The 514-nt window shown below is 39.1% G+C and carries 1 protein-coding gene; it reads left to right on the top strand.

The features are described 5' to 3' along the window. On the top strand, nucleotides 1–514 hold a 514-nt coding region (locus tag E1I69_RS24310; RefSeq protein WP_136382035.1), incomplete at both ends, for a transposase.

Genomic DNA, 514 nt, shown 5'->3' with positions numbered 1-514 from the left:
TTAAAGTTGTAAAAGAACTTGAATATTATACCAAAGGTACTACTGGTCTACCTCGAGGTGTTGGAAAACTTCGCATCGTAGATGCGACACATATACCACTTCCACCTATTTTATCAGAATGGGCCTATGTAACAAAGGGCTGGACAGTCGTCAAAATGCATACACGATTGATAGTTGCTTCGCCTGATGTACATTATCCAGATAAAATTGTTCCTTCTAATGGGAAAGTACAAGATCATGAAGGCGGAGACCTATTAATAGAAGAATCTGATGCAACTTATGTGATGGATCGAGGATATATGGATCTCTATCGAATGAATGAATGGATTAAGAAAGACATAAACTTTGTCGTTCGGTTAAGAGGGAAACTCGTCGAAAGAGTCATAGAGGAATACGAAGTACCCGAAGGGTCTAATATTCAAAGAGATGTTAAGGTGATTCTTGGAGAAACAGGTAAGATGAGACCAATTAGGCTCGTGGAATTTCTCGATGAAGAGGGAAAAGTGTACAGACT

Origin of the sequence: Bacillus timonensis (assembly GCF_004799755.1) — a bacterium.
In the GTDB taxonomy this organism is placed as follows: Bacteria; Bacillota; Bacilli; order Bacillales; family Bacillaceae_L; genus Ferdinandcohnia; species Ferdinandcohnia timonensis_A.
This window is presented reverse-complemented; position numbering and strand designations above follow the sequence as displayed.